Annotated in this window: 19 protein-coding genes and 3 pseudogenes; all 22 read right to left on the bottom strand. The window is 47.7% G+C overall.

Annotated elements, in window-relative coordinates; translation table 11 throughout:
- Window position 1 precedes the first annotated feature (1 nt).
- Entirely contained in the window at window positions 2–481 is a 480-nt protein-coding gene (locus G5B47_RS10445) for a hypothetical protein (protein WP_165097610.1), read from the bottom strand.
- 16 nt (window positions 482–497) lie between these two features.
- Window positions 498–758 carry a hypothetical protein gene (locus G5B47_RS10440; RefSeq protein ID WP_165097608.1) on the bottom strand — a complete coding sequence of 87 codons (261 nt, stop codon included), beginning with the start codon at window positions 756–758 and terminating at the stop codon, window positions 498–500.
- Between the two features lie 52 nt (window positions 759–810).
- Complete coding sequence (locus G5B47_RS10435) at window positions 811–1,692, bottom strand: hypothetical protein (RefSeq protein ID WP_165097607.1); 882 nt, start codon at window positions 1,690–1,692, stop codon at window positions 811–813.
- On the bottom strand, window positions 1,689–2,672 hold the full coding sequence (locus G5B47_RS10430; protein ID WP_165097605.1) for a hypothetical protein: 984 nt from the start codon (window positions 2,670–2,672) through the stop codon (window positions 1,689–1,691). The genes G5B47_RS10435 and G5B47_RS10430 overlap by 4 nt, the downstream gene beginning before the upstream one ends.
- The gene (locus tag G5B47_RS10425) at window positions 2,650–4,122 is read right to left on the bottom strand and encodes a CpaF family protein (RefSeq protein ID WP_165097602.1); all 1,473 of its coding nucleotides are present in this window, start codon (window positions 4,120–4,122) and stop codon (window positions 2,650–2,652) included. The genes G5B47_RS10430 and G5B47_RS10425 overlap by 23 nt, the downstream gene beginning before the upstream one ends.
- Window positions 4,123–4,136: 14 nt before the next feature.
- Entirely contained in the window at window positions 4,137–4,964 is an 828-nt protein-coding gene (locus G5B47_RS10420) for an ATPase (protein WP_165097599.1), read from the bottom strand.
- The gene (locus tag G5B47_RS10415) at window positions 4,943–5,824 is read right to left on the bottom strand and encodes a flagellar biosynthesis protein FlgA (RefSeq protein ID WP_165097596.1); all 882 of its coding nucleotides are present in this window, start codon (window positions 5,822–5,824) and stop codon (window positions 4,943–4,945) included. Before G5B47_RS10415 ends, G5B47_RS10420 begins: the two co-directional genes overlap by 22 nt.
- The gene (locus G5B47_RS10410) at window positions 5,825–7,216 is read right to left on the bottom strand and encodes a P-loop NTPase family protein (protein ID WP_165097594.1); all 1,392 of its coding nucleotides are present in this window, start codon (window positions 7,214–7,216) and stop codon (window positions 5,825–5,827) included.
- 1,007 nt (window positions 7,217–8,223) lie between these two features.
- Window positions 8,224–9,033, bottom strand: a complete 810-nt coding sequence (locus G5B47_RS10405) for a carbon-nitrogen hydrolase family protein (RefSeq protein WP_165097592.1) — start codon at window positions 9,031–9,033, stop codon at window positions 8,224–8,226.
- 39 nt (window positions 9,034–9,072) lie between these two features.
- Complete coding sequence (locus tag G5B47_RS10400) at window positions 9,073–11,820, bottom strand: alpha-mannosidase (RefSeq protein ID WP_328804509.1); 2,748 nt, start codon at window positions 11,818–11,820, stop codon at window positions 9,073–9,075.
- 78 nt (window positions 11,821–11,898) lie between these two features.
- Window positions 11,899–13,473, bottom strand: coding sequence for an extracellular solute-binding protein (locus tag G5B47_RS10395; protein WP_165097590.1), 1,575 nt, complete (start codon window positions 13,471–13,473; stop codon window positions 11,899–11,901).
- Window positions 13,474–13,516: 43 nt separating this feature from the next.
- Complete coding sequence (locus G5B47_RS10390; protein WP_165097588.1) at window positions 13,517–14,392, bottom strand: carbohydrate ABC transporter permease; 876 nt, start codon at window positions 14,390–14,392, stop codon at window positions 13,517–13,519.
- A 12-nt stretch (window positions 14,393–14,404) separates the two neighbouring features.
- Window positions 14,405–15,382, bottom strand: coding sequence for an ABC transporter permease (locus G5B47_RS10385; protein ID WP_235949821.1), 978 nt, complete (start codon window positions 15,380–15,382; stop codon window positions 14,405–14,407).
- Window positions 15,383–15,510: 128 nt separating this feature from the next.
- Window positions 15,511–16,533: a LacI family DNA-binding transcriptional regulator gene (locus tag G5B47_RS10380; protein ID WP_165097586.1), complete on the bottom strand. Its 1,023-nt coding sequence runs from the start codon at window positions 16,531–16,533 to the stop codon at window positions 15,511–15,513.
- 316 nt (window positions 16,534–16,849) lie between these two features.
- Window positions 16,850–17,165, bottom strand: a pseudogene (locus G5B47_RS10375) (sigma factor-like helix-turn-helix DNA-binding protein); the annotation flags it as partial.
- 155 nt (window positions 17,166–17,320) lie between these two features.
- The gene (locus tag G5B47_RS10370) at window positions 17,321–18,238 is read right to left on the bottom strand and encodes a glycosyltransferase family protein (RefSeq protein WP_165097585.1); all 918 of its coding nucleotides are present in this window, start codon (window positions 18,236–18,238) and stop codon (window positions 17,321–17,323) included.
- A gap of 26 nt (window positions 18,239–18,264) precedes the next feature.
- Window positions 18,265–19,254, bottom strand: coding sequence for a hypothetical protein (locus G5B47_RS10365; RefSeq protein ID WP_165097584.1), 990 nt, complete (start codon window positions 19,252–19,254; stop codon window positions 18,265–18,267).
- Window positions 19,255–19,770: 516 nt separating this feature from the next.
- Window positions 19,771–20,715 carry an NAD-dependent epimerase/dehydratase family protein gene (locus tag G5B47_RS10360; protein WP_165097583.1) on the bottom strand — a complete coding sequence of 315 codons (945 nt, stop codon included), beginning with the start codon at window positions 20,713–20,715 and terminating at the stop codon, window positions 19,771–19,773.
- 178 nt (window positions 20,716–20,893) lie between these two features.
- On the bottom strand, window positions 20,894–21,082 hold the full coding sequence (locus G5B47_RS26170; RefSeq protein ID WP_407945221.1) for an NAD-dependent epimerase/dehydratase family protein: 189 nt from the start codon (window positions 21,080–21,082) through the stop codon (window positions 20,894–20,896).
- Between the two features lie 125 nt (window positions 21,083–21,207).
- A pseudogene (locus G5B47_RS10350) lies at window positions 21,208–21,330 on the bottom strand (RNA polymerase subunit sigma-70); the annotation flags it as partial.
- Between the two features lie 82 nt (window positions 21,331–21,412).
- On the bottom strand, window positions 21,413–22,120 hold the full coding sequence (locus G5B47_RS10345) for a DNA alkylation repair protein (protein ID WP_165097581.1): 708 nt from the start codon (window positions 22,118–22,120) through the stop codon (window positions 21,413–21,415).
- 391 nt (window positions 22,121–22,511) lie between these two features.
- Window positions 22,512–22,911, bottom strand: a pseudogene (locus tag G5B47_RS10340) (sigma-70 family RNA polymerase sigma factor); the annotation flags it as partial.
- Window positions 22,912–23,923 lie beyond the last annotated feature (1,012 nt).

Genomic DNA, 23,923 nt, shown 5'->3' with positions numbered 1-23,923 from the left:
ATCAGTCCGTGTAGTAGTTCAGATCCTTGTAATGCTTCAGGCCCGTGGTCGACAATTTGAACGAGACGGGGAGCTCCCGCTCCAGCTTTTCGCCCCATAAGGTGACGGTAAAGGGATAAACCGCCTTGATCTCCACCTCTAGCGGCTCCCCCCTTTGCAGGTAGGGCTTGTCACTCTCGGGTCTGTCGTAATAAATCGTCTCGTCGTCGTCGCCGATCGCGCTGCGGCCGTCCGCGTTGGTGACCGAAATCTCAATCTTGTCTTCCTTGTCCCGGAAAATCGGGCGCTCCCGCAGCCGGTTCATCGCATCCTCGTAATAAAGTTCCTTCATATAGTTATCCCCGGCGACGACCTGGGCGACGTTGTACGTCTCAGAGATCAGCGTCATATACCAGGGAAAAAAGAAGGCGAGATTCAGCAGCAGCAGTATGGCGACCGAGGATAAAATGACGCCGAGCACCGCCTTCGCAACACCGCGCATATCAAAAGCCTCCGGATTAGGTTGTCATTTTTTCGATTTGAGTCATAAAAAATTCCCACACTTCACTAATCCATGTATTTAAAAAGGAGTCCGTAATCAGCGAAACCACCGCGCCGATAATGACGATTACCGCCACCGTAACGGCGATTTCCTTGACGCCTACCGCACCGCGCTCGTCGGCCAGGAAGGCCTTCACTTTCGACGCGACACCATGCTGTGTCTTACCTTCCATCTCCGCTTGTCCTGCCCGGGTATTCATATCCATCGGTTTCTTCATCCTTATCTCCTCCTAATACTATTGAATAAACCATTGAACCTTTGTGAATGCTCTATTGAAACATTTTGATCGAATCCAGAATCGTAAACAGGTAATAAATCAGGATGTAGGCCGCCAGCACAAGAATCAGCAGCATTTGAATCCGCGCCCCGCTGCGCTCCCTCCGCTCCAGCTCTTCTTCAAGCGCTTTGACCCGGAAGCCGTCCAGCTCGTTCTTGAGATAGGCCATCTGGGAGACGTTGTCATACCCCTTCAGCCGGGTCTCCATGATGTCGCAGAACTTGATGACGTAATGCAGCGGAACCCGTTTCTTTAGCTGCTTCAGCGCGAATTCCTCGCCGTACTCCGTATTGTCCAGCATGACCCCCAGCTCCTCGCCGATATCGGGGTTGGCGTTCGGGATGTAGTCCCTCAGCACATCGGCCAGATGGATATTGACCGACTTGATGTACTGGTAATACACCATGCTGTAGAAGGCCGGAAAGTCCAGCGCGATGTTCCTGTTCTTGCGCTCGATCGCCTTCTCCAGTTCAGATACCGGGTACAGCCACCCGAGGATGATAAAGATCGCCGATAAGTAACCGAGAATCGTATTGACCTTCAGCATCAGCAGCGTCAGCAGCAGCCCGCCGACCAGATACAGAATTTGCTCCGTCCGGATCTCCTCCGGACTTTTGCCGAGATCGATCCGGTCGATCATCTTCTTGAATCTCAGTCTTTCGGTGGCGCTGAGCAGCCCGCCGGCGTACTTTCGCGCGAATCTCAGCTTGTAGCGCCTCATCTTCTGCCTGAACTTCTCATTCTTGCGCTGCTTTATGTACTGGCGGGCCCGCTTTTTCTGGCTCCGGCTGACCGTCCGAATCATCGGATAAAAGAGCGTTTTGACCAGGTACAGAATTGACGCCATGGCGGCAAGCTTGGCTAACAGGATCATTTCTTGTCGCCTCCGCTGCCCATGCTGCCCTGGAGCACCTGGCTTCTGGCAAAGCTCAGGCAGACGACGCTAATCATGACCGTATTGATCATTTTGCCGACGTCGGTGTAGAGCATGAACTCCCGGAAGTCCCGGACCGTCAGCGCGTACAGGAAGAACAGGGCGATGACCGCCGTCTTCATCAGGAAGCTCCGGTTCATTTTTCGGAAAATCGTTTCCTTCTTCATGTTGATCTCCCGAAGCACGGCGTTCTCGTCGACGATGTCGAGAAAAATGTCCGCCATCCCTTTCCGCTCGTTATATTCAAAGACAATCGCCTTCTTGGCGAAGTTGTCAAATTTGGGCCCAAGCTGCCGGTTCAGCAGCTGAATCGCCTGCTTGAAGGAATATCCGTTGTTCTCGCAGTTGTCGATAAACTGCTGAAAATAAGGCCGGAGCGCGGGACTAATATATTCGTCGTTCTCCATTACCTTTTTGATCGCCACCAGCACGCCTTCGCGGGCCAGGGGACAGATGACGTCCTCCGCGTCCATAATCTGTTCGAGCCGCTCGGCCTGGATCGCCCTCGACTGCATTACGAAGAAGGTGAGCAATCCGATAAAAATCGAGATGGTGATCAGCACCGACAGCGTTACGCTTTTCATAAACAGGACGATTAACAGCATCACGATGGCAAAACAGATGCAGAGTATCGAGGTGAAGCTCTCCAGCGTGAACGGCATGTTGAAATCGAGAATGAGCCCTTCGACCAGCCGGTTGTACTTGGCGTAAATGTTTTCCTTGCGCTTGACGATCCGTTCTCGCTTGACCCGGTCGACATAACGTTTCGTGTTGTAGCGGCCCAGATATTCGGCGAGTGTATCCACCTGCTCCAGAATATAGCCGCCCAGTCCCTGAAAGAATTTCACGCCGAAGACGGCGTTGAACAGGATAAATCCGGCGAGGCCGAGCATTAGGCTAGTGACTAAAGGCGTATTCACTTAAGGAGTACACCTCCGTTTCATCCCCGGCCGGATCGGTCGTAAACAGCTCGAACCGGCTGCGCTTAATCCCGGCCTTGATCATCAGCTGCTGAACCTTCTCCGACAGTTTGCCGACCCGGCGGTGCCGTCCGGAAATGCGGATGATTTTCTTGTCCCCGGCCCATTCCTCGATGACGTCGTCGTACTCGAACCGGTAGATCTGGTTAATGATTGGGTTCAGCCCGTCGGCCCCCAGCACCTCGGAAATCGAAGTGACCTTACGGGTGCCGTCCGCCAGCTTCTCCTGAAAAATAACGAATTTGACGGCGCTGCAGATGTTGCGGAGCGCCAGCTCCGCCGGTTCGTTGGAGGCCATCAGGTATGCGGTCAGGAAGCGGTAAATCGCCTCCTTGTCACCCTCCGCGTGAAGCGTCGAGAAGAAGTAATGCCCTGTCTGGGCGGCCCGCAGCGCCGTGGCGAATTCTCCCGGCGTCCGCAGCTCTCCCGGACCAATCCAGTGCGGCGACTGCCGCATCGCGTTGATGAGCAGGTTCTCCATCGTCGCCGGGCTTGCGTCGTCGTCCTCCGGCACCGATTCGTACTGAAGCACATCGTTCAGCACCCGCCCGTGCTCGCTGCCGCCTTCCCGCTGGATGAGGCGCATCTCCGACGGATTTTCGATCGTGATGATGCGCTGCATAGGGTTGATTTCCTTGACCAGAATTTCGTTTAGCGTCGTTTTTCCGCTGCCTGTCGGTCCCACTGTGATCCATGACAAATCCGATTTGGGAATGAGCGACAGCAGCTTGTACATGTTGGCGGAGAACGATTCGTTCTCAACGAGCATATTCGGATTGATGCTTTTCTTGCTGAATTTCCGGATTACAAAGGCCGGCTGCCCGTAAGGCGAAATCTCGGCATGGGTCGCATTGACGCGATAGCCCTCGATCGTTCTGGCGTTGACCATCGGAATCTTCGGGATCAGCCGCATCTTCGACACGCCGATCAGCTTGGCGATAATCCGCTCCATGTGCTCCCGATCGGTAAAATGCTGGTCCCACGGGATCGATTTGCCCCCGCTCTCCACGAAGATCTGGTCTGGGCCGTTGGCACGGATCTCATCAATCGACGGGTCCTCCATCGCTTCGGTGATCGGGCCGTAATGTGTAATCTCGTTGATCAGCGCGCTCTTGAGCTGCGGCAGCTCGTGAAAGCCTTCGACCGAAGGCATCTGCGAGTCCACGAATTCGTTGATATAAACCTTCGTCATCTCCCGCTTGCGGGCCGGGTCGGTTTCGCGCCGGTAGGCGTGGGTCGTAATTTTCGTAATGTATTTCTGGCACAGCTCGAGCGCTTCCTCAAAGCTGATGGTCGTATACTTGCTGGCCAGTTCCTCCAGGTTCTCCTTCGGTTGGACCTGGTGCAGCACCTTTTGCTGCATATCGCTGATTTTCCCGCGTGTCAGCAAGGCTCTCTCTCCCTTTATTGGTCCGCCAGCCGGTCGGCCAGTTTCTGAATATCCTTCTTGAAGAATTTGTTGACGATCGCACTGTCCTTGATGTACAGCCTGCCTTCATGGGCGCAGACGTTGGCATCCTTCACCAGCGGAAGAGCGGCGGCGATATGAAAGCCCATCTCCTTCATCACCTTGTAATCGAACTCAAGGTTCTGCAGATTCATCATGATGACGCTCATGAATTTGGCGGTGCTGATGCCGACCGATTGAGCGAAATCCAGCAACTTGACCATGTTGACTGTGGCTTCCATCCGCTCGGCGGCCGTAAAATACCCGATATGGCAGTACTTCATCGCGCCCAAGCAGAACTCCAGCGGCGGGTTGTTCGGGATATCGATCAGCACGATGTCGAACATACCTTTCAGCGTGTCGATGACGCGCTCCAGGTGGCCGAACTCAAAGTCGAAATATTCTTCCATTAAATCCTGCGGGCTGGGAGACAGCAGATACAGCTTTTCATATTTGGTCGTGATCAGCTCGTCCCGGAAATCGACCTTGTCGCTCTTGAGCACCTTGATCAGTCCGTTCCCTTTTTTAGGAGGGGCGCTATCGAGATGCTGATATAGATTCGGATAGAATACCTTCAGGTCGACCACGCACGTATTCAGACCTTTCTGCGAAACCAGATACGCCAGATTGCTGATCAGCAGCGCGTTATCGGTGAAATCGGTCGCGGGCATAAAGCCCACCACGCTGTAAATCAGACTGCTCTCCTGGAGCTCCGCGCCGACAAGGTCTTTGGACGATATTTTCTGAAAAATGCTGTCCAGCCCTATTCGTCGCTTCCGATCCATGACTCCACCTCTTTCTCCAAGGTGGGCAGCTGATCGACGATGACGTCGCTGTCCTTCCGGCTTAGTATCGTAATCAGGAAGGAGTTGCCGTCCAGTCCCTTATATTTGGCGAACTTGTTGATCTGCTCGGTCGTTCCTTCCAGCAGCAGCGCCCGCGGCTGGATGTTCTTCAGGAATTCCTTGCTTTTCATGACTTCCTGCTTCTTGTTCTCGTCCAGCTTCTGGACTTCCTTATACACCTCGTAAATCGAGTGGCTGTTCGCGTTCAGCATGTCCTTAACGACGATACTGTCGAACAGGACCTCCGTCTTCTTCACCTTGTTCGGCGACTGGGAATAAACGGCATTCGGATTGCCGCCGCTTCCGCCGGCCGAATCGACGTCATAGGTCACCCGGATCCGCACCCGGTCGCCCGGCATCAGGATGTCGCCTCCGACTTCCAGAAAGTTGTACGGCAGGGTCAGCACCTCGTTGTCGTCATGCACCTGGTACAGCCACTCGTTCTTTTGCGGCTTCTCGTCGATCAGCTGGTCCTTGTAGAGCACCGTGTTTTTCCGGAGAAAATTGGCCGTAAGCTTGTCCTTGACCTCGTCCAGATCCTCCGCCAGCACCATATCGTCGGTGTATTCCTTTCGGATAATGTTGTATTTCTCGATCAGGTTGTCGTTCAGCTGGGCAAAGGCGGGAATGCCCTCGCTCGGCTTGACCCGGAGCACCGCGACGACATCGTTGGCGTCCTTGCTGGCCTTAGTGATGGCAAGATAGGAAACCACGATGATGATCAGGCTGAAAAGCAGAGCCGCCCCCCGCTTGAACAGCTGTCTGTTCGGAGCCGCATTCTTGAGACCGCTCAAATCCATTTATCCCGTTCCCTCCAGTAATCTAAGCAGAATGTTTCCGTAGGCCCGCTCGTAATGGGCACTGGTGTACACAAGCGGCACATCGGACTCGATCTGCGAGTCGAAGTCGCTGCTGTAAGGGACGTGACCCGCCACTTTCATTTCATAGGTAAAGCTGTCCATCAGCCCCGAGGTGAGTACCCGGCACACCGACTCGGGCATAAAAATCTCCCCCTTAAAACGGGACCTGTCGTTATACTTGGTGACCACGAGCTTCGATTTCGCATTGAGATAGGCCGCCTGTTCCTTATGCAGCCCGTTCTCCACATTTCGCAGCGTGCTCAGCACGGAATACAAATCATTGGGCACGCATAACCCAAAGCTGTCGATATGTATCATGATTTCGCTGTACTGTCCCAGCAGGTCGAGCGGCAGATCGAGCACGATCAGGTTGAACCGGTTCCGCAGCAGGGATAAAAGGCCGGTCAACCGGGCTTCGGTCACAAACTGGCTGATCAGTCTCGAATCGTCGAACCCGTATCCCAGTCCGGTCAACCAAACGTTTGCATTAATCGGAAAAGCCGTCGCCGCATAATCCTGCGGCCGGGCCAGCGTCCGGATCAGGGAAGCGTTGATGTCCTCGTCCCGCTTCGTCGTTTCATGGAAGCTTCCGAAGTACATGTTCGTGCTCCGGTAGTCGATATCCAGATCGACGATCAGCGCGTTTAATCCCCGCCTGCCGGCTTCGCTGGCCAAGTTGATGGCGGTGCTCGTCACCCCGCTGCCGCGATGCCCGGTTACAGCAACGACCCGGCTGATGCCCCGGCTGATCCGGTTAAGTTCCCGCGTCAACGCGTCCATCGGCTCCGGCGTATTCCGTTCTTTCGGCTTTGGCCGGAAGCGGTCGAGAAAAGATTTCCGGGAAGGGGCGTCTTCCGGCTCCTTTCCTTTTACTGCGTTCCGTCCGGTAGTGGTCTCGCGCTCTGCCATGCGCGCGGCTCCCGCCGCTGGGATTGGACCGGAACCGGCCAGGCTTATACCCTGACCGACCAGCTCCGGCGTTATCCGTATATAGTCGCTGACAATGACCCTAACCTGGGGAAACTTGGCGCAGAGACCTTCCCATTCCTTAGGCTTCCAGCTGTCGGCGGTCACAAGAACCACAGGCACGGGTGACGGCCGATAGGCGGCGAGTCCGGATATAAGGGCCTCCAGGTCCCGCCTGTCCTTCTCGGCGTTCATCGTCAGTGCTTCGTCGGTGACCAGGACGCCGTCCGGCTCCGGGGCGGATTCCGCGATATACCGGGCCGCGCTACCGAGTATAAGCTCCTCGTCGTTAATCACTTCGGTCATGCTTGTTATGTACTGGCGTACGACGGCTCCGTAACCGCCTGCGATTAATAACAGTCTCACGGGGTCCTCCTTATGTAATAGGCGAAGAAGCTGTGGCTAGCCCGCTTGTAGGAGCCGCCGGTGCGGCCCAAGGCGGAGGTTGAACAGGTTCCGACTGAGAAATAATGGAAGTTTCTTAATCATCTTATATTTAACCGCTTTGATTATATGGAAACAAATTACTTTAGCATTATTTTCATTGAGACTATAGTTATAAAAACCCCATACCAACAGGACGTTTAACATGGCAAAAAACGATTCCACAGACGATTCAAAAGTCTTCATTGCGCATTTCCGTCATTCAACTGGAAACGCCGGTTCTTCATGTGAGAGGCAAAAGACCTAAACTGCATTCCGGCAATGCAGACTTCGCAGGCCGTTTACTGTTTTAAGGGAAGGGGCAAATTGGGGTAAACGGGTTCGCTAATCCTTGATATATGACCATTACACAGGAGAATCTCACAATGGGTTTCATTCATCTTAGCATTACCGAACGCAGTCAACTAGAACTCCCAGTCCGGCTAGGATGGTCAAGCCGAGCCATTGCCAAAGTATAAAGCCCCCATAGAATAGACTGTGAAGGGCGAAAAACCCATGAAACCGAGAACCGGTAATGTTTTTCGTGAATATATGTCTATGACTCTAAAGGAACCTCTCTGCGACTAGCTTTATAACTCTCTGATCCAGCCAGATACGTTTGAATTGCCTTTATTTTGAACTCCTCTGTGTACGTTTGAAATACCTGTCCCTTTTTTGCCATACAAAAATCCCCTCCAAGTTCACTCGTTTCCTCATGTTAACACATAAGGTTTTTTAAGAGTGTCTACTTGAAGGGGATAATACCACCAGCCGCTATCCGCTTTTTGGCAAACTGCTGAGCTTGTAACCTCGTACCGGATCAGGTTTTCAGGGTAAACCAGCTGGTTGCGGGACAAATGGACCTAGTTGGCTAAATTGCGCAAAAAAGAGCTCGCTTGTTATTTGTTTTATATTCATAGTTTGTCCCACCTGTACACAATCCTGACCTCTTATTTGGTAAGCTCGGAATATAATTCGGGTCTTCGATCCCGAAAGACCGGCTCTTGCTTTCTCTCTTTTAAAATAAGGGAAGTATCAATCTGTCCGATTAGAACTTCCTCCTGATCGCCCGCTTCTACCACAACTTCGCCTCGCGGGTTCACAATTTTACTTTTCCCGCAATAAACAATTCTGTTTTCCATCCCCACCCTATTTACCGCCACTGTAAATATTTGATTGTCCTGGGCCCGGGCGCTGGTGCGAAGATCCAGCAAATATTCATAGTTTTTCGGTATGACCGAAGGAATGAATATAATTTCGGCTCCTTTAAGCGCCAGAATCCGGAAAGCTTCTTCGAAAGCGTGGTCATAACAAATAACTACGCCCACTTTCGTACCGAACAGCTCAAACACAGGAAAGTCAACGCCGTTTCGAAAATATTGATGTTCCGATGGATAAAGATGAACTTTTCGATATTTCCCAATATATTCGCCCTTCTCGTTGATGACAAAAGCGGTATCATACAAAACACCGCTCTGCAGTTCATCCCGTTCTACGATATTCCCGATGATTGCCGTACCGTAATGCTTGGCTTTGGCAGCTAGCCGTTCTACTGTCGGACCAGGGATCGTCTCCGCCAAGGAATAGAATTCGTCTTGAATCAGGTCGAAATTATATCCTGTCGTAAACAGCTCCGGAAAACAAATAATATCTGTTTCTTGACCGATTCGATCTATATAACGCTCCGATTTTAGAATATTGCTTTCAATATCCTTAATTACGGAATCCATTTGTACAAGCCCAACGTTTAATAGTCTCATCTATTTCCCTCCGTGGATACAACAGATCTAACTGCGAGTTTACTTAAGCTTGATTCCCAAAGTCATAATTTGCGCAGGACCCACATCGAGTGAATCCGTGCCTGTATGGGCTAGGGGCCCAATGGTTCCTTCGAGCACATTGCTTACATACAACTCTTTGATGGACGTGTTGAGTTCAACAGCAAGCGTTGATTCCTCAAGCCTCATATTGTACCATCGCAGGATTACATCATCTGTCTGGTTGTTGATCTTCATAGTTGAAAAAGCGAGGCCTTCCCCGTTCCATTCTACAAATCCAAACTCAGTCGGCAGCTTGCCTGTATGAATTCCGGTTTGCCGCTCTGTCCACGGAATTTGGAACTGATAGGCTTCCGCAAAGGCCCCGGATCGTACACCAGGATACGGATGAGGGATCATTTCAAATTCAACCGTCTGCTCGCCCAAACATTGCGCCTCCGGTGTTGGGAATACGCCCCAATCCCCGAGTTCACCCACGGAGCGTAATAAGGTTACAGCAATCGTATTGCGCCCATCTCTTAAAATCTCATATTCATTTAAACCCAGGTTGGCTATGGTCAGGCCTGCCCGTTCGTCACTCACATCGACAAATGCCTGCTGATGCTGGCAGTTGCTTGGATTTTCCCATTCCGGGGCTGGCTCGATAGTCCTTTGAACCACCTCAAAGATTGAATCCACCGAGCATACGGTTGTGTTCAAATCAACAGGAAACAATACACGCAAGCGATGATCCGTTGCTTTATTGTCAAAAGTCGTTTTTACCTTTACTCCTTTTCCTCCCTTTTCCAGGCTGACACGGGTAATGATCCTCATTGGCACAGTTTCCAGGACTCGCTGTGCCTTCCGGTCTTTAAACAGGACCATTTGGTTCATCTCGGATTGCAGCAGTACATTAGCGCCTTGTGGAATTTCCAGCTCATGGATGATTTCAAAAGAAGCGCGGTAGGGCGTATCCTCAACAAGCGTAATCTCAGCCTTAAGGCCTTCCGTTGTGATGGCAATCTCCCCATCGGGCTGTTTAAAAACATACTCGTTACCGATATCCCCTACATCCTCGTAAATTAGAAGATCCATAAACGTATGCCCGCTTTGTTTTTCCATGACCGATAACCGGCCATCCGCGGATATGGCAACCTTTAAACAATCGTTTTCCATTTCCCGTTCGCCAATGACCAGTGAAGGATCCTCATTAGATTCCGAAACAACCTCTGCAGGGCCAGGATTCTTGATCCACGCATACGTCTTAAATCCAAGAGCAGGTACATCCTGCGCCTCAAAGGTAAGCTTATGTTTACGGGCCATATAAGGCTGTCGGAAACGATCTTCCGGAAGGTCATAGCCAAATTGCGGACCCAGATCCTCCATAGTAAAGGAGACTTTGGCGCCTTGACTATCCACCAATATCCAGTCCTGATAGCTCTTCTTCTGCAGTTCCTGCGCTGCAAGCGCAGGGTCTTGCCCGTCAATGGATATCCGCCCCACTTCCAAAACAACAGATTGGACTCCCGTACGTTTCCAACCGCTCGTATTGAACACCGTGAAAGGCACCGCTTCTGTGGAAAATTCGGCAAACACAGCGGTATTGATATGCTGAGTGATCACTTCCAGGCTTTCGTCCACGATTTCTTCTGCGACTTGAAGACTTTTATCAAACCGGGTGATCATTTCCCGGTGAACCTCATCTATACTGCATCCGCAAATACTGTCGTGAGGATGATTCTGCATTAATGTCTTCCACGCATAAGTGAACAAGTGATGGGGATAGGCCTGACCGAGAATATGGGCGAATGCAGCCAGCGGCTCAGCCACCTTTTCTAGCATGGCTTGACCGATCTGGTTCTTTTGTTTGATATACACCCTGGCCGAAGCTGTATTGACTAACGTAAACCATCCATCCGTATGCTGGCTGCGCAGTTCACCCTTTACTACAGATAAATCATCGGGCAAAGCCGGTTTGACCTGCTCTATATAATGCTCAAAGCTGGAATGGACAAATTGAACGTCGGGCATCTCCCTTCTTACCACCGCCAGCGCAGCCGATAAGTCGGTTTGGACAGGCTGGTGGTCGCAGCCGTTCATAAACAGTAAATGAGGGGTTGAAGCATACCGGGCTGCATCCTCAATCTTCTTCTCCCAATACAGCTTTGATTGTTCCTCATCTGCCGGTATTTCCATTCCATTGTGGTACCAGTTCGCGAACAGTATGCCAAGCACGGAGGACCCGTCCGGAGACTGCCAAATCATTTCCGAATAAGGAGATTCAAAATCGTTGGTTTTCTCCGTTACAGCATTATTAAACCCTGTCGGTTTTACCCCCCTGCCAAACACAGCGGTATCGATTCCGGCCTGCCGCAGGATTTGTGCGGCTTGTCCCATATTTCCGAAGGAGTCCGGAAAATATCCAAGCTTGGATACAGCGCCTTCATACTGCCGCGCATCTTGAAATCCAATGAGCAGATTTCGGATGTTGGCTTCACTGCTCGTTAAAAATTCATCCTGTAATATATACCATGGACCAATAACCAGTCTGCCTTCCTTAATGTATTGCACCAGCTTGTCCCGCATCTCCGGACGAACCTGTAAATAATCCTCAAGAATAATCGTTTGCCCGTCTAAATGAAAACTATGGAAATCAGCATCATGATCCAACAGCTCCAATAATGTATCCATTAACCGGACGAGGCGTACATGATGTTTTTCATAGGGCAAATACCATTCGCGATCCCAATGGGTATGAGAAATAATATGGCAAACTAATGGATTGTTCACGATCTCACCACTCCCAGTAAGTAAGAATCCGGCGCCGATTCATTCATCGCCTCCACGCCGGATTCGCTGAATGCTCCGCTATTTGGCAAAAGGATTTGATTTGTCCTGCTGAAGCTTGTTGCGCTCATCCTGAACCTGCTGGCCGCCGCTCTTGTAATAATTGGCTACATAATTGTCAAAGGTTTGTCCCGGATCGGCTTTGCCGTCCACAATGGCATTCGTCAAGCCTTCCTGCACAAGCGCAGCCAGCTTGGCGCCATATTGTTCATTCGCAGGGCTTGCGATAGGTCTTCTATAATCGGCGGCATACTTGTTCATTTTGGATTTTTCCAGGTACAGATTATATACGGTTTTCAAATGTTCAAACTGATCCTTGTGATCCGCAAATTTTGACTCAAGTTTTTCCAGGGAATCCACTTCCTCCTGCGGAATCACTTCGCGCAGAACTTCAAGGGAAGCATAATCGTCAGGCAGCTTGTCCGTTGAAATCAGCGTTTTCACACCGTCTTTTTCGGTATAGGTCTTGTCCAATACACCGTACTTCATCAGCTCCAGGCCGTCTGTCAGCTGCCACTCCAAATATTTGAAGATGGCATCGACATTCTTCGCTTTGCTGCTGATCGAGAATCCGCGGTCATGCGGAGGAATTAATCTGGCTCCCCCTTCGTAGCCGTTAGGCCCTTTAAGCGGCGGAAGCACGGCGACTCCCTTTACATTAGGGCTGTCCACCAAGCGGATATACTCATTCTTCGTGCCGGAGGTTACGCCTACATTGCCTGCGATGAATTTATCGATGCCCGGCTTCTTGTCGACCAGCCAATCGGGATCAAGCAGCCCTTGAGCTCTTAAATCATGCAGATAGGCAAGACCCGTTTTTAGATTCGGATGAATAAAGGCATCGACCAGCGTGTTCGGATCTTCCTCCGAGGGAACAAACCCGTACATATTCGCCCCGAAGTTGGTCATAAAGGAATTCAGGAACCAAATGTTCTGGTCTCCGGGAGAAAAGGCGATGGTGTCCTTCTTGCCGTTTCCGTCAGGATCCTTGTCGCGGAAGGCTTCCAGCATTTTTGTGAATTCATCAACGGTTGCCGGTTCTTTAATGGCCAGCTTGTCCGCCCAATCCTTGCGGTAATATGTGATTTGTGGCTCTTGTCCAATGTACCACGGCAGATGATAAATCTTGCCGTCCTTCGGACTCTTGAGCAGATTCCAGACATCGTCCGAGACCATTTCTTTCACTTTAGGGTATTTGGCAAGATAATCGTCCAGTGCCAGGAATGCGCCCTGCTCGACATAGCTGTTATACTGCGGCCAATCAGGTCCGAAGTTATGGATAATATCCGGCAAATCCCCGCCGGCCATCAGCACGTTCAGCTTGTTGTCATATTCCTGGGCGGGAATGAATTGATATTCAACTTTAACATTGGCCTTTTCTTCGATTAATTTTTCAATCGCCGTATCCGGGGCATAGCGCTGCCCGCCGTTCAAATGCTTCAAGATCGTAATGGTTACCGGCTCCGAGCTGCCGGCAGCATCTGCTGCCGTGTCTGCACCGCTGTTTGCGCCATTATTGCCCGAAGAACATCCGCCGAGAACAATTACAAGTGCCGTCAATAACAAAGACCCTTTTTTCCAAAAGCTGCTTTTCATCCTTATCCCTCCTGATTATCTGCTTTGTATCTCGCTTGAAGTGTTATCCTTTCACAGCTCCCAATACCATTCCCTTAACGAAATAGCGTTGTAAAAAAGGATAAACAACCAAAACGGGCAAGGCGGCAAAAATAATTGAAGCTGCTTGAATATTTGCGGGTTCAACCGCTTGGCCGGCAGTGGATAAGGTATTCAAAGCGGCTACGTTGCTCATGTTGTTATCAAATACGATCGTTCGCAGCAGCACCTGCAGCGGCCATTTCGATGAATCCGAAAGATAGAGAACCCCCAGAAAAAACTCATTCCAGTGGTATACACCATAAAACAGACCTATAGTTGCAATCGCCGGTTTGGAGATGGGAATAAGGATCCGGAATAATACCGTCCATTCGCTGCAGCCGTCTATTTTGGCCGCTTCCTCCAAACTGCCGGGCAAACCCATAATGAAGTTACGCATCAAAATCAGGTTGAACGCTGAAACCGCGCCGGTGAGGATTAAAGCCCAGACCGAGTTCAGCAAACCCAAATTTTTGATTAATAAATAGCTCGGAATCATCCCCGCGTTGAACATCATCGGAATGACAATGTAGACCATAAACCCTCTGTACCCCGGAAGCTCCGGTTTGGACAGCGCGTAAGCTCCGGCAATCGTTAGGATTAGATTCAATAAGGTTCCAATAATCGTAATGAATGCCGTGATATAAAAGCTTTTGACCAAAGCATTCGTAGAAAACAAATATTTGTAGGCTTGAAACGTAATCTCCTTGGGCCACAGCAGAAGATTGCTCTTATGCACCTCGCTGGCCGAGGTCAACGAAAGATTAAAGACGTGAAGGATAGGCAGTATGGTGACCACACAGGCAAACGCTAAGACAGAATAAATGATGAAATCTGCAAAACGGTTCTTTTGTTCAACCATGGTCTTTCCCCCTTACCATAAAGTTGGTTCTCCGCTGCGCTTAATGATGCGGTTAGCCGAAACAATCAGGATAAAGCCGACAACCCCTTTGAACAAACCTATGGCCGTAGCTTCACTAAAGTTGGCCTGCTCGATTCCGATCCGGTACACATAGGTATCAAATATATCCGATACGCCATACACCGTCGGGTTACTCATCACAAAGATCTGTTCAAAGCCGGCGTCCAGAATATAACCGATCTGTATAATAAGCATGAGAAATACCGTTGGAAGCAGTGCGGGCAAAGTTACATGAATCATCTTTTTCCATCTGCCTGATCCATCGACCGTCGCCGCCTCGTATAATTGCGGATCGATAGAGCTTAATGCCGCCAAGTAAATAATCGCTCCCCAGCCAAAATCCTTTAGAATACCGGTAATGACCAGAATGGAACGGAAATAATCGGGGCCTGTAACAAAATCTATCGCCGGAATGCCGAAGCCTTTTAAAATTTCATTAATAATGCCTGCAGGACTAATAAAGGAAAGGATTAATCCTCCGTATACGATCCAGGAAAGAAAATGCGGGAAATAAGTGATGGTTTGAACGGTTTTTTTAACGGATTGTTTTCTTACCTCATTGAGCAGTAAAGCGAAGATAATAGGAACGGGGAATCCAAAGATAAGGCGGTAACCGCTGATCAGGAGGGTATTTACTAGCAATTGATAAAAATCTTCGGAATGATAGATCATGCTGAAATGCTTCAGCCCCACCCAAGGACTGTCCGCAATCCCTACAAAAGGTTGAAAATCCTTAAACGCGATACTGATGCCGGCAAAGGGGATGTAGTGGAAGATAAAAAAATAAATCAACGTGGGGAGGAGCATCCAGTATAAATTCCGGTACTTCTTTATTTGCCTCCACTTGTTTGATAAACCGGTCGAATTACCGGTCAACTTACCAGTCGATTTACCAGATGTTTTCATCAGGGAAGTATGTTCCACAGCCATAAATACTTACGCCTCCTTCTAAATTTATGGGTTTTTTAAAATACATACCAATTCCGATGTGGTTTGACAAAACTTACCTAAAACGTTTTAGGAAAAGTGTATGAGAATTCTACTTCCTTTTTTTATTTTTAAACGGACCGGTTTCCGCAGCTCTCCCGGATTACAAGATGAGCCGGAACCGTCACCCGCTGGATAGAACCATCGTTATTATTCTCAATAATATTTATCAGAATTTTCGCTGCGGATTGTCCTATTTTGAGCCTTTGCTGGCGGACTGTGGTCAACGCGGGGCTGTAGCCTGCAGCGGAATCAATATCATCAAAGCCTATTACAGCGATGTCACCGGGCACACTGTAACCTAGCTCCTTTAAAGCTTCGATCGCTCCATAAGCCATGGTATCGCTGGAAGCAAATATTGCTGTAACATCGGTTTTTTTCGAAAAAAATGATTTGGTGAGCTTGTAGCTCTGTTCCTGGGAAAACTCGCAATACTTAATCAGTTGTTCATCTACAGGGATATTATGTTTAGTTAGAGCATTCTTATAGCCTGCTACCCGATCATGTGCGGCCTTGGCTATCTGATCTCCGGCTATTTTTAAAATTCTGGTATGATTCATTTGAATTAAATAATCCGTTGCTTCAAAAGCTGCCGATTCGTTATCGGACTCTACCATATTCACATTAAAATACTGATGCGGAACACTATCTATGTAGACAGTAGGAAGTGTTTCATGCAAAGCCCGTATGTTCTGATCCGCACGTTGATCACCGGTTAGTATAAGGATGACACCATCTACACCATTTTCAATACAAATCGACTTGTAACTCTTGGATTCTCTTTTCCGATTGGAAAATATAAGAATATCATACCCTTCTGCGCCGCATACATCCTTGATGGAACGCAGGAACTCGCTAAAGAATGGATGATCAAATCCCGAGTTGGTCTGATCGCCAAAGAAAATGCCAATCATATTCGATTTTTTAGTGATTAACCCTCTTGCCATCACATTAGGAGTGTAATCCATTTCTTGAGCGGTTTTTAAAACAAGCTGTTTAGTCTTGAGGTTGATATCAGAATAACCGTTCAATGCCTTGGAAACTGTAGATACGGAAAATCCGGTCGCTTTAGCGATGTCTCTTATATTCGCCACTTCAGGTCACCTCATAGTAGACTTGGTTAATAATGTATAATAAGCACTGTTTCCTAAAACGTTTTCTGTAACTAATTAATGTGATTATATGAGAGATATAATAACATGTCAATGATTTTAGTTAAAATTTTTATAATCCACGTAAGCTATTGTGACATTCATTCCAAGATAACAAGTATATACATTCCTCCGTCTACAAATTCACTGCCCGTTGGAGCATCTTTCCCATCTCTTAAAGTATTCAGAATTGAAAATAATCGAGTGTCCAACCCCTAAATCGAAGTGGTCTACCAATTGGCAGACCACTTTGATTTAATCACCGCTTCGCCTTATAAAACTCATGATACAGCTTCATCAGCGCCCGCTTCTCAATCCGCGATACATAGCTGCGGCTGATGCCCAGTTCCTTGGCGATCTCCCGCTGCGTACGCTCCTCCCCGCCCGTGTCCAGACCGATGCGGCCGATCACAACTTCCGTAAGTACATTAATATTTTGTTCTCGATACAGCGGACCGCGAAGGTAGCAAGCTTCGTCCCTTTGTTGGGGCGGTAGCTCTCATTCGCTTTAATCAGCCCGATCGTGCCGATGAGATGAGATCCTCCATGTCTTCGCCGGTGTTGTCGAATTTTTGAGGTTGTGGACACGAAACGATGTCATTTATGTAATTATGAAATTCAGCACCTAAAAAAGAAAGGCCCATGAAAGATTCGTGTAAAATGGAGTCATCACAACTAACCATTACACAGTGAATCTCACAATAGCCCATTAACAAAAAAAGACCAGACATCAGCAGCGATAACTATTTCTCTCTTCCGCGGTAATAAGAGTGCCATCCAGGTGATAGTCATAGCTCCAGGGGATCTGGGAAAACACCTCTTTCCCCATAACCCACAGTTCTTCCTGAAAGAGCCGGATCAGCTCATACAGCGTATACGAATGATCGGGAAACCATATCTCCAAATGGTACTGCAGAGCCCTGTTTAATCCGGAATAGTGAAAGCAGACGAATGGAAGGCCGCCTTCAAGCCAATACTGCCCTTCCCCGGCCGAAATGATCTTCCGGCTGGACTCGTGCAGATTCCAGTAGGCGACATTGTACCCCGGGTGATCCCATACTGTAACGTTAAAGAAAGCCGGCGCGAGATCGATCCATTTCTGATCACAATAAAAGGGTGCTTCGTAAAACCCGTAGTGGTACAGCCGCTGTCCCCACCATTCCAGAAAACGCATGGTTTCCTCCGACCGCCGAAGCGCCATCATGCCGGCGTTAAAGACGCCCACCCATAAATAGCTCCACGGATCTCCGCACGGCTCGAGCAGGTGAGGCAACAGCAGGATGTTATGATATTCCAGGGCAAACAGCAGATCGTCGAATGGAGCATAAGGGATGACATCCGTATCCATGAATACGATGTTGAGTTCATCCGGATAACGGTCAAACAGAAAATGGAGAAAAGCCGGTTTAATGGAGGTTACCGCTTCATAAAGTCTATATTTTAGAATATTGGTTTCAAATTCGGGGATTCCCATATCCTTGGCCAGAATGACTTCGTCGAACCATGGAACGCTAAGCGCTGCCGGATGCATCGACCTCTCCAACAGACATATGACAACCCGGGCATATGGCATTTGAATTTTTGCCATTCTTGCCATCACCATAGCCTCATGCAGATTGTCTGCACAGGTCACCGAGCAGATGATCATAACGGATCCTCCTCTTCATTCGGTAATCAAAAATTACTTTCATTGGAAAGTGTGAAGGGATTAACTTCCATTGAATGGTATTTTTTAGCCTCCCGGTAGCGTAACCGGGTCTCATCCGATATTTTCTCTCCGCTGTAGAAGAAGTCATAACTCCAGGAGAAAGGTGAATGCCAGGGAAGCAACGCTTCCAGATCCTGCTTGTAGTTCTTCCACATTTGTGCATAAACCCAGTTGTCCGGAATGAAGGCGTTCATACAGCTGTCCAGCAGCCCGGCCGTATTGTTGAAGTTCACGCAGTGAAGCAGAGTCCAGTCGGTCAAATAATACTGATCCTCTACCCAGTAGAGTTCTCTGCAGCGTTCATGCAGGTTCCAGAATGCCAGGTTGTAGCCGGGATGACGAAGAATTCCTGTATGATAAAAAGTGGGAACGAAGTTCAGATAAGGCTGGTCGATATACAGCCCTTTCGGCTGTCCGTAAAAATCACCTGAAGTCATCTTCACCCACCAGTCCGCAAAATGACGTCCCCCGTCGCTGTTTCTAACGCCTATCAGCGCACTGTTAAAGGTCCCGTCCTGCAGCGTCCCGATTTCGCGGAAACAATCCCAGGGGACCGATGGCTCAAGATGGTGGGGAGTCAGCACAACATCATAATAGGTAAGCATGGCCCATATTTCACTGAACGGCTTGAATGCAACCATCTCCGGATCGAGATACACAATCTGCTCCTCCTCCGGAAAGGCTTTGAGCAGATAGCTTAACAGTTGTCCTTTCATCGCCGTGGCGCATTGGAGGGAGTTAAACTTAAACATATACCCTTCAAAATCGTGGAACCCGATATAAGCCGAAATATCCTTGGCCGTAAAAATCCAGTCAATATCTGGCAGCGGTTCTACCGGGTATCGTTCCACTAGGCAGACTACTATGGTTGTCTCAGGCATAATCCGCTTTACAGAAGCCGCCATCAGCCTCGCTTGGGGTAATCCTGAAGCATTGACTACCGTTCCTATAATCATATTGGACGAGCCTCCTTGTTCTGGGATCCTATTGATATAGCAGTGTTGGCACATTCGAAGCATAATCCAGAATCTCTACCATTGGTCTTTCACTCCATCATTGAGAGATACTATATTCTATGAACAACTGAGCTAATGGCTTGTGCAGATGTACAGCTTCATCCGCTGATATATCCTATAGACACCCATGTCGCCGTGCGGATCTTGAGTTAAACGAGAGATATGATTGCGTTTTACTTACAGATAGGCTAAAGAAATTGGTGGATGACGCCATTGAGAGAGCCGCCAAATGGCCGAGGATGTATGGGATATAATGTGGAAGTGGGGGGATTACCCAAACGAGTTCGAGGTAGCAGAGAATTGGTGGGAGGCACTTAAGGCAGGGATATCTTTTTTGAGCACGGATGAAATCCACCGCACTAATAGAGGATTTGGGTCTGTGTGGTCTGTCAAGATTTAACTTCCCTTCTGTGGCCGTGGTCACACACTTGGTCACAGTAGTTTTTAGATAATATTTTATTCTTTGTTGATTAGTTTTGAGCCAGTTAATTCTCTCCTTTGCCAGTCAGCAGTCATCTTTACTCCCACTTTGAATGGCACATTAGTTTTATACCCAGTGTCTGTATATAAATTTTTATTATAAAGATCTTTCTTAGTCATATAAACTCCATTATAAATATGTTTTCCAAAACCTAGAGTGAGATTGGGATTTACGACATCTTTTAATTCCTCTAAATACTCTTTCAAAGGTATAACCCTCTCACTTCCAATTATATAATCATTATAACTAATTCCTCTCTCTGCAATAATCCTATAGGCTCTTACAGCGTCAGTGATGTAGATAAAATTATATAAATGCTCTCCTTTTGTTAAGGTCGGTTCCTCGCCATTGATTAGTTTTTGTATGGCACTGTTTATTAATCGAGTTGAGGTTTCACCAACACCATAAGTATTGGTAAGAAGCGGCCAAAAAAAGTCTATCTTAGCTTTATTTGCTTTTAACTTACAATAAAAATGGCTTGCCAATTTTGCTGTTTTATATGCGTTTCCCTGATTAGTAACCTCTTGGCTTTTTTGCATTTCAACTAAACATTCTTTTTCCTGGATACTTCCAGCTCCTATGAAACGTGTGCAGTTTGTTTTATTTGCTAATTCCATAGCATCGAGAGCGTACTCAATATTTCTTATTTGCACAATATAATTAGATTGATTTTCACCGTAGACTCCTTCCCAACCCAGATGAAAAAAATAATCATAGTTTTCATTAATGTTTTTTCCAGCATTTTTCAGATCAGATAAGTCACATTCTAAAATCTTTACATCACTTAAATTTTCTAATCTGTATCTATTATTTGAATTAGGTCTAATAATCGCCAATACTCTATATCCGTTATTTATTAATTCTTTTACAAGATAACTCCCTATAAAACCAGTTGCACCCGTAACAATAGCTTTCTTCACAAAAGATCGCCTCCCACACTTTGATCGTACCTATTGCAATGAATCTCTTACATCCCATAAGCTTTGATTGCTTGGCACACTCCAAGGAATTGGATACATTTTCTATTTGAAGCTTATAGTCTGCCCTTCCTGATCCAGACGCACCAGTCCAGGCAAGATGATAAAACACATCAATATCTCAATCCGCTATCAAATATTCTAACTGCTCCGCATGATTAAAATCGCAGTAGATGATATTAATATTTTCATGGTTCAGTATTGTATCAGCATTTGAGTATTTGTTTCTTACAACAGCAAATATGGTTAGTCCCTTTTTCCCAAGATAATTCGTTAATGAACTACCAATAAATCCATTTGCTCCTGTGATTATTACTTAATGCACTCCATTCACCCCTTCATTGTGAGATACTATAATCTATGAACAGGTGAACTAACAGCTTGTGCAGATGGACAGCTTCATCCGCTGATATATTTATATAAAAGAACGGCCCTCCCGAAACGGCCGACCTCCACCTCTTTTTCCCGGTCGTCCAGGATGTCGAGATTGCGGTAGATCTTGCTCTTCTCAATCTTGAGATCGACTTTCTTGATCACATCGTCCGTCTCCGAGCACAGGAAGAACCAGCAGCCTTGTTTGGCTGCTGGTTCTTCATTTCTGAGCTATCGGTCTCGGAGTAGGTTTAAGCTTTTGTAACGGTCAACATCTTACATGCTTGCGTTTAAAACCAACCTGACCTTTGTCGACTGCCTTTTGAATATTTTCGTAAGCGTGAAGAAATTTGCTTTTTGCCTTATCCTTATTGACTTCTACTGGGCCTACAGTCCTTGCGGTCTCACACGCTTTATCATGAAGAGGCACATAGGATACGGCCACTGTGTATAAAAAGTTGTTCATTGCGTATTTAGTGCGTTCTGGAGAATCATGAATCGTATTTTTCACGATCTCAAGCATACCGGCAATTTTGCTTTCGGAAAATTCATCGTCCGGTCGATTGCCGAGCAACCAGCAGTAACAGCTCCAGCCCGCTGACATTCTCAGCTCTTCACCGCTCGCGATCCATTTATCGGCAACCTCTTGTGCAATATCCGCTTCTGCCAAGGTTACTGCAACTACATAATCGGACAGCATATAAAAATAAGCCGCATCCATCCATCGGTCAAAATCGGCTTCCGTCATTGCTTTGGGGTCGGCTATAATGCCGGCAAAATACATAGCGTCGTAGTTCCCCGTCGCGTAAAGCTGCTCAGCTAGAAGCTGATTTATTTTGGTTTTCTTGAAGATAGGCTTCATTGCGCCGGTAGCCACGCCAAAAAGCGGTTCGTGCGCGCCATTCGAGCTGTATATTTTCTTGGTTCGTTCCTTGCCGAGCGCTTCAAGCTCCCGCATGACCATTTCTACATTCATTGTTTAACACTTCCTTTTTTCGAAGTACTCTCATCAAAGTTATCATAAGTAGTACTGAATAAAGAAAGTGTACTGCACGGATTTCCCTGTCGCAAGCTCAGTATCCCTTCAGACTACCTGATCTTACTGGTTCTTATCCAAAAAAAGAGGCATCCCTGGCCGTAGAACGGCAGCAAGACGCCCCATGTCATATACTTTCTATTAACCTTGTTATGCGCAGATTTTCATCAATCAAAGATATTAGAAATCTATTAACTGAATATCAAACTCGCTATACTACCAACGATCCTATCTCTTTGAGTAAAGAAACCTTCAATTAAAAAAGTAAAGCAACTTATCCGCAGACAAGTTACTTTAATGTTCTGGATATTTTGTGACAGCATGTTTAGATTTTACCGCTTCGCCTCAGCCCGAAACGGCCGACCACCACCTCTTTTTCCCGGTCGTCCAGAATGTCGAGATTGCGGTAGATCTTGCTCTTCTCAATCTTGAGATCCACCTCTTTAATGACATCGTCCGTATCCGAGCCGAGGATATCGATAAGGGTGATTTCATTCCCCTCTTTGTCCGTTCCAATGGGGTCGTGCAGCGAAACGTCCTTGCGCGTTTTTTTGAGCGAGCGCAGATGCATCAGAATTTCATTTTCTATGCAGCGAGCTGCAAACGTAGCCAATTTGGTCCCTTTGTTGGGGCGGTAGCTTTCAATGGCTTTGATGCCCGATCGTCCCGATGGAGATGAGATCCTTCATGTCTTCGCCGGTGTTGTCGAATTTTTTGAGATTGTGGACACGATGCGATGTCATTTCGATTCGTGAGCGACTATTAACGGTTACTGCCAGTGGCTGTGCGATTGGTACGAGTCACCTTACCCTAAGCAAGATGGTCTAGTACTCCGGGCTGGGATGACCGTGGATGGGGTGAAACGGGTGATTTAACCGGCGCCAGCAAAGATGATATCCGTGATAAGCTCGCTGCCGCCCCATTCCATTACTCTGGTCAGAGTTTGAACACAAACCTAGGTACCGTATATTGCTTCGCCAATACAATCAGTGAAGGTGACATCGGACTAATTGTAGAGAGATAAGGTTCACGGCGGGATTCTCGGACCTTATCTTTATAAAGATGGTTATCACACAAGATCCATCGATTGGAGATTTGTCGTTTACAAAGATGACTTGAACCAGCATGTACGGTCTTTCGTTGAAAATCGGACCTCATGTACGAAATTCAAATATCCGTTTGAAGTAGCAGAACTGGAGTAGTATTTAGATAAATCTCCAATCCCACTCCCTAATAAGACGTTAGCCATAACAGTTAACGTTGATGGGCTCGTATAAAAATCACTAGAGATTTTGTCGGTTGAACTTCACTCCGGAGATCGTGTACGGCAGGTAACCGCAGCGATTGAAATTCTTCGTTTTCTTAAAAAATAAATAACCAAGGGAGGAATTACCTCGGAACCGCAAAAAAGATTTCAGTCACTGGGGGGAGACTTGTCTACCAAGACTATGGCAAAATCAAAGATGAGCTCGGCAATCGTATAAACGGAGATAATGTTCATACCTCAAGCTGGATGCCGGGAACGAATTGGGGAAGTACCATTTGAGCCGCTATACCATGCCTGGAACATATGCGGCATTCTTCTTCGAACTTATTCTTTTTCAAATCATGATTGAGCATGAGGAATGCTGGGGCTTTGGATGTTTCGAATTCAATGAAAGATCGATACAAGATTTAACCTATTTTAAAATTAATTGCCCCTGAATGGCAAAGGACTATACTGCAGTTCCTTTCAGGACAGCG

Origin of the sequence: Paenibacillus apii (assembly GCF_011043685.1) — a bacterium.
GTDB classification, from domain to species: domain Bacteria; phylum Bacillota; class Bacilli; order Paenibacillales; family Paenibacillaceae; genus Paenibacillus_AQ; species Paenibacillus_AQ sabinae.
This window is presented reverse-complemented; position numbering and strand designations above follow the sequence as displayed.